This window comes from Mesorhizobium sp. 1M-11, from assembly GCF_001303895.1.
Taxonomy (GTDB): domain Bacteria; phylum Pseudomonadota; class Alphaproteobacteria; order Rhizobiales; family Rhizobiaceae; genus Mesorhizobium.
The window spans coordinates 404971-411272 of sequence record NZ_LJSD01000075.1; the positions used below are offsets into that span (position 1 = coordinate 404971).

Consider the following 6302-nt stretch of genomic DNA (forward strand, 5'->3'; position numbering starts at 1 on the left):
GCGGCTTGTTCGAGCGCCTCCCCGGCCGGAGCCCTACCGACGCTCGCGCCCGCCTTGTATTGCTTCCTCCGTCGCGACCAGCGTCCATGAAGGGTCGCGGGAGGGAATGGGACGCGAGAATGTCCAACGATCCGCGACCAGTATGGGACGCGTCGACCCGCCCTGCACAAGGTCATCTACGGAAGAGCCAACCGTCTCGATCAGTTGGGCGTGGAACATAACCTCCACTTCGACTGCGTCCTGGAGCAGTGCGACACGCTCGATCTCTGCGACATCGATCCCAAGAACAACGAGCTCAGCGGTTCCCTGCCTTTCGTTGCGCTCGGCAATCACCGTTGCGAATGTGTCGAGCACTTGTGCGGACAGCAGCGGGCGGAGGGTTTCCATGTCTCCGCGAGCGTAAGCTTCCACGATCGTTTCGTAAGCGCATTGCGCTCCGATCAAGAACCAGGACGGGCTGAACTCCGGGTCGACTTCCCGCAGCATGGTCCAGTTCTGCTCATCCTCTACGGAGCGTTTATCGCTGCCGAGAGTGTTGCGAGACAGCGGGGCGATCTCATCAGCGTCGCTCGACGTCGAATAGCCAACCAACATCGACAGGATCACCAGCCATGTCGAGAGTATGATGATCGCGGGAAAGTTGGTCGCGAGGGTGCTGACTTCATTCATGGCGGCCTCCATTTGGCCGGGGAGGCATTTGTCCTCATCGAGAGGCAAACAATGCGAGCCTCTGGTGGCGGTCCTGTCTGGTCTTCGTTCTGATCATTTTCTTGCGCGTTGCGGGGCCCCTGACGCCTAGTCCGTAACGACGACATCCATCGGAATATCGTGAGACTGCGGATAGATGGTCGCGACATTGGCGCTGGTGTAGCCGACGCCGATTGCCAGTGGTTTGCGCCGCATGACAGCCAGGGTCCGGTCGAAGAACCCGCCGCCATAGCCGAGCCGATAATGTTCCTTGTCAAAGCCGACGACCGGCGCAACCACGACATCGGGCTGCACGGCAGGTCCTCGCGAAGGAACAAGGATACCCGCGACACCGCGTTCCAGCGGATCTCCCGGTGACCAGATCCGATATTCGAGAGGCCAGCCCTGCTGGATCACGACGGGAAGAGCTAGCCGCCCGCCACGTTCAATGACCCGGATACCCCAGTTGCGTAAATCCGGTTCTCCACGAAACGGCCAATAGGTGCCGATGATGCGGCCGGCGAACCTGCCGATCGTCAGGTCGAGCATGGCGGCAATGCGATCGGACCTTGCTTGCCGCTCGTCGGGCGACATCGACAGGCGCTGGTCGATCAATCGCTTGCGCTCTGCTTTGCGCCACCGCAACACATCGCTCCAAGCGTCGGGGCGGACGGGGTCTAAACGGAACTCCGGTGACAGTTCGTGCATGAAGCATGGAGGGGATGCGTATTGAGCAGGCTCCTCATGGATATCGTCTTGCATTGCGCGCGTTCCATTGTGGTCTGTCTTCCAAAATTGCGCCGCAAGAAGGATCGATGCAAACGGAATTAAATGCGCTATAACTGCAAAAAAATTGCACTAAGGCTTGGGCATGGACATAGACCGCGCGCGGACCTTCCTGGAAATTGTCCATACCGGCAGCTTCTTCAAGGCAGCCGACCGCCTTCACGTGACCCAGACCACGGTGAGTGCACGCATCCGCACCCTGGAAGAGGAGCTCGGCCGCAAGCTCTTCGTGCGCAATCGCAACGGCGCAACCCTGACGGCTGCAGGACGGGAGTTCGAACGTTTTGCCCAATCCTTTGTCCAGATATGGGAACGCGCGCGACAGCAGCTGTCGGTTCCTGCCGGTCGCTCCAGTGTCGTCGCCCTTGGCGGCGAACTGAGCCTGTGGAATCCGCTGCTTCTGGACTGGTTGGTCTGGATGAAGAAGAACCAGCCGACAATCGCCATTCATGCGAATGTCGGTGTGCCGGATCAACTGGTCGAACAATTGCGGACAGGCGTTCTGGACATTGCGATCCTCTATGCGCCGAAGATCCTGCCCGGGTTCACGGTCGAGCTGATCGAGGAAGAACAGCTCGTTCTGGTGAGGACCAGACTCGAAGAGACCGATGCCGAAAGCGACTATGTGCACGTCGACTGGGGTCCGCAATTTGCCGCGCAACATGGGATAGGAGCTGCTGCCTTCGGCGAACCCGGGCTGCTCGTGGGGCTCGGTCCGCTGGGACTGAGTTACATCCTGCGCGCTGGCGGCATGGGCTATTTCCGGCTAGGTGCGGTCAAACCCTATCTGGAGGCCGGTCAGTTGGAACTGGTGAAGCACGCGCCGCAGTTCACATATCCGGCCTACGCTGTTTATCCAGATGCTGCCGAAACTCGGGAAGATGTCCGTCAGGCATTGTCGGGACTGAAGAAGGTGGCGCACTGACGGGACCGGAGATGGCTATGACGGCTCTTCGTTTCCTCGCCGGGCTTCCAGCAATGCGTTGATGACAAGCTCGCGCCCCGCGCGACTTATCCCGACACCTTGTCCGCGCTCTTGGACGAGCCCCAGATGCAGCAACCGTTCGATTATTTCTCGACTAAGGGCCGTATGCGGGCCACGGTTCATTCGCTTCAACGCCAGCTGCTCTTCTTCGGAAAGCTCGTCCCAACCGACAGCCGGAACGCTTGCCGGCGCATGATCGGCAGCTCCAACGTTTCTCCTGGACCGCAGGGAACGAGCTCGAGGCGTCATGGAAACATCAGCCCCGGCCGCAGTTGGCACCGGTTGCCGGCTCCTGCCTGTCGCCCTGTTTTCGGGCACGCAAGAATTGGGTTGCGCCTCATCGCGACAGGCCTGCCGGCCGGTCCACTTCACCAAGCGCGGCGAGGCGGGCCAGCGCTTCGGAGGCAAGCTTGCGGGTCAGCTCGCCCGCTGAAACCTCCCTGCACAGACTGGCGGCCTGACCCGACCAGAGCGACATGAAGTCGCCCGAACCTGCTTTTTCACTTGCCGCGCGCAGTGGTGCAAGTGCTCCACCCGCAAGCGGAAAGGCTGGTGCTTTCTCGCTCATCGGTCCCACCTCGCGCATCACACGATTGATCATGCCGCGCGCAGGCCTGCCCGTGAACACATTGGTCAGAACCGTCCGTTCGGCCATCGGGCTGCGCAGCGCTTCATGGTGTGGTTTGGAAATTCGCGCCTGTGGTGTGAACAGATAGGCGGTGCCGATCTGAACCGCGGAAGCACCAAGCGCGAAAGCCGCCACGATGCCCCGAGCATCGGCAATTCCGCCAGCCGCAATGACTGGAACCTTCACCGCATCGACGACTTGCGGCACCAGGGCGAATGTGCCGACTTGTGTAGCGATATCCTCTGTCAGGAAATTGCCTCGATGGCCCCCGGCCTCAAATCCCTGCGCGATGATGGCGTCGCAACCACGGTCTTCGAGCCAGCGGGCTTCGTCCACCGTCGTGGCCGATGACAGGATTTTCGCACCAGTTGCCCGAACCCGGTCGAGCAGATGGCGGTCGGGCAGGCCGAAGTGGAAACTTACCACCTCAGGCCTGAATTCCTCGACCAGGGTGCAGAGCTGCTCATCGAACGGAGTGCGATTGGAAACAGGAACCGGACCATCCGGATCGAGACCGAATTCCACGTAGTAGGGTCTGAGTTGTCTGCGCCAGTTGGCCTCGCGCTCGGCATCCACCGAAGGCACGGCATGGCAGAAGAAATTGACATTGATGGGTCGGTTCGTTCGGCCCCGGATCGTGCCGAGCTCGGACCGCACCTGCTCCGCCCCCATGGTCGCACAAGGGAGCGAACCCAGACCTCCTGCCTCGGCGACAGCGACCACCATGTCGGCGAACACAGGGCCAGCCATTGGAGCCTGAATTATCGGCAAATCAATGCCAAAGAGATCGACGATCCGCCGGTCCGGCCACATTGCAATACTCCCAGGTCACAGATGGCTCGCACTATCCATGTCGGTCGTGACGTTCTCAAATGAAAAAACGCGCGATCTGGATGCAAGTTTTTTGCAGACAAAATGCAGCCCGATCGGGGAGACGTTGCTCACGAAGCCGCATGAGACTTCCCAGCCACCTTTTGGACGACGGGGATTGCAAGCAGGCCAACCGCCAGGCCGATCAGCCCGGCGGCTGCCGCCGACACCAGAAAAGCGACAAGTTCGCCAGCCACCGGAACCGAATGCGCGGCTTTTTCCGCAGCAGCCTCGATGAGATGTGCCGGTTCACCGTATCCGAATGTCTCGAGGCCGTGCACGAGAATGCCGCCACCGACCCAGATCATGGCGGCGGTGCCGACCGCGGCCAACGCTTTCAGGAAGTAAGGCATTCCCGTCACCACTCCTCTTCCGAATGCGCGTGACGCCGCACCCAGTCCAAGAAAACTTCCTTTGGTCCTGGCCAGGGCCAGCCCGAAATCATCGGCCTTCACGATGATGGCGACGACACCATACACACCGAGCGTGATGCCAATGCCGACCATGGCGAGGATGGCTGCCTGTGTCAGGACATTCGTGGACGGGATTGCAGCCAGCGTGATCGCCATGATTTCAGCGGACAGAATGAAGTCCGTTCGAATGGCGCCCTGGACTTTCTCGTTTTCGAATTTGGCAGGCTCCACCAGGACGCCGGCATCCGGGTCGCTGTCCTCTTCGGCATGAGGGAAGAAAACCTCAAGCACCTTTTCAGCGCCTTCGAAGCAAAGATAGATGCCGCCGACCATCAGGAGTGGTGTAATCGCCCAAGGGGCCAGCCATCCCAGCAGCAAAGCTGCCGGGAGCAGGAAGATGAGTTTGTTTTTCAGGGAGCCGACCGTGATCTTTGCGATGATCGGCAGCTCCCGCTGCGCTGTGAAGCCGACAACGTAACGCGGCGTTACCGCCGCATCATCGATGACCACCCCCGCGGCTTTTGCTCCTGCTTTTGCGGCCTGGGCGGCCACGTCATCGATCGAGGCTGCGGCGACCTTCGCGATCGAGGCTACATCATCGAGCAGGGCCAGCAGTCCGGAACTCATTCGCAGTCCTTGTTTTGACGAGTGAGTAGACTGTTTTGGCTAAGGATCAATGACCTATTTGTGAAGAGATTGGCGTTTCGTTCCGCCTTGCCCCGGTTCTCGCTTCACCAACAGCAAGCCTGTGCATGAAGAAATGCCGGCGGTGCGATCAAGACCAGAGAGTCCTCCTTATCGCACCGCCGGCCAACGCCAGGCTTTGGGAACACGCTGAGCAACCGGGAGGCCGGAGGCCAGCGAAAAAGCCAAGCGTATCCTAGTAGACCACCACGCTTCGGATGCTCTTGCCTTCATGCATGAGATCGAAGCCCTTGTTGATCTCGTCGAGCTTCAGCGTGTGGGTGATCATCGGATCGATCTCGATCTTGCCGTCCATGTACCAGTCGACGATCTTCGGCACATCGGTGCGGCCGCGCGCGCCGCCGAACGCCGTGCCCATCCAGGTACGGCCCGTCACCAGTTGGAACGGGCGCGTCGAGATCTCCTGGCCGGCACCGGCAACACCGATGACGATCGACTTGCCCCAGCCGCGATGCGCCGCCTCCAGCGCCTGGCGCATCACCTTGGTGTTGCCCGTGCAGTCGAAGGTGTAGTCGGCACCGCCGATCTGGTCGGCGCCACGCTTGGTCAGGTTGACCAGGTAAGGCACGATGTCGCCATCGACCTCCTTCGGGTTGACGAAATGCGTCATGCCGAAGCGCTCGCCCCAGGCCTTCTTGTCGTTGTTGAGATCGACACCGATGATCATGTCGGCACCGGCAAGCCTCAGCCCCTGGATGACGTTCAGGCCAATGCCGCCGAGCCCGAACACCACAGCGGTCGCGCCCTCCTCCACCTTGGCGGTGTTGATGACGGCGCCGATGCCGGTGGTGACGCCGCAGCCGATGTAGCAGATCTTGTCGAACGGTGCGTCCGGGTTGACCTTGGCCAGCGCGATCTCGGGCAGCACCGTGAAATTCGAGAAGGTCGAGCAGCCCATATAGTGGAAGATCTTTTCCCCACCGATCGAGAAGCGCGAGCTGCCGTCCGGCATCAGGCCCTGGCCCTGGGTGGCGCGGATCGCCGTGCACAGGTTGGTCTTGCGCGACAGGCATGACGGGCACGAGCGGCATTCGGGCGTATAGAGCGGGATGACATGGTCGCCCTTCTTCAGGCTGGTCACCCCCTTGCCGACATCGACGACGACGCCGGCACCTTCATGGCCGAGGATCGCCGGGAAGATGCCTTCCGGATCGGCGCCCGACAGCGTGAACTCGTCGGTGTGGCAGATGCCGGTCGCCTTCACCTCAACCAGCACCTCGCCCTCGCG

6 protein-coding genes are annotated in these 6302 nt (G+C 60.9%); 1 reads left to right on the forward strand and 5 read right to left on the reverse strand.

All coding sequences use genetic code 11. The annotated features are described in order from the left end of the window. Positions 1 to 33: 33 nt before the first annotated feature. Positions 34 to 669 carry a Tim44/TimA family putative adaptor protein gene (locus AO692_RS31395; protein WP_161808158.1) on the reverse strand — a complete coding sequence of 212 codons (636 nt, stop codon included), beginning with the start codon at positions 667 to 669 and terminating at the stop codon, positions 34 to 36. A 126-nt stretch (positions 670 to 795) separates the two neighbouring features. Next, positions 796 to 1449: a 5-formyltetrahydrofolate cyclo-ligase gene (locus AO692_RS31400; RefSeq protein ID WP_082407702.1), complete on the reverse strand. Its 654-nt coding sequence runs from the start codon at positions 1447 to 1449 to the stop codon at positions 796 to 798. A 109-nt stretch (positions 1450 to 1558) separates the two neighbouring features. Between AO692_RS31400 and AO692_RS31405 the strand changes: the two genes are divergently transcribed. After that, the gene (locus tag AO692_RS31405; protein WP_054313929.1) at positions 1559 to 2398 is read left to right on the forward strand and encodes a LysR family transcriptional regulator; all 840 of its coding nucleotides are present in this window, start codon (positions 1559 to 1561) and stop codon (positions 2396 to 2398) included. Positions 2399 to 2795: 397 nt separating this feature from the next. Here the strand turns inward: AO692_RS31405 and AO692_RS31410 are convergent, their stop codons facing one another. The 3 genes from AO692_RS31410 to AO692_RS31420 all read right to left on the reverse strand — a co-directional run. Beyond that, positions 2796 to 3899 (reverse strand): nitronate monooxygenase family protein, encoded by a 1104-nt coding sequence (locus AO692_RS31410; protein ID WP_082407704.1) that lies wholly within the window; start codon positions 3897 to 3899, stop codon positions 2796 to 2798. A 128-nt stretch (positions 3900 to 4027) separates the two neighbouring features. After that, the gene (locus tag AO692_RS31415; protein ID WP_054313931.1) at positions 4028 to 4996 is read right to left on the reverse strand and encodes a DUF808 domain-containing protein; all 969 of its coding nucleotides are present in this window, start codon (positions 4994 to 4996) and stop codon (positions 4028 to 4030) included. Between the two features lie 253 nt (positions 4997 to 5249). Then, positions 5250 to 6302: S-(hydroxymethyl)glutathione dehydrogenase/class III alcohol dehydrogenase (locus AO692_RS31420; RefSeq protein ID WP_054311352.1), on the reverse strand; the 1053-nt coding region annotated here is incomplete at its 5' end.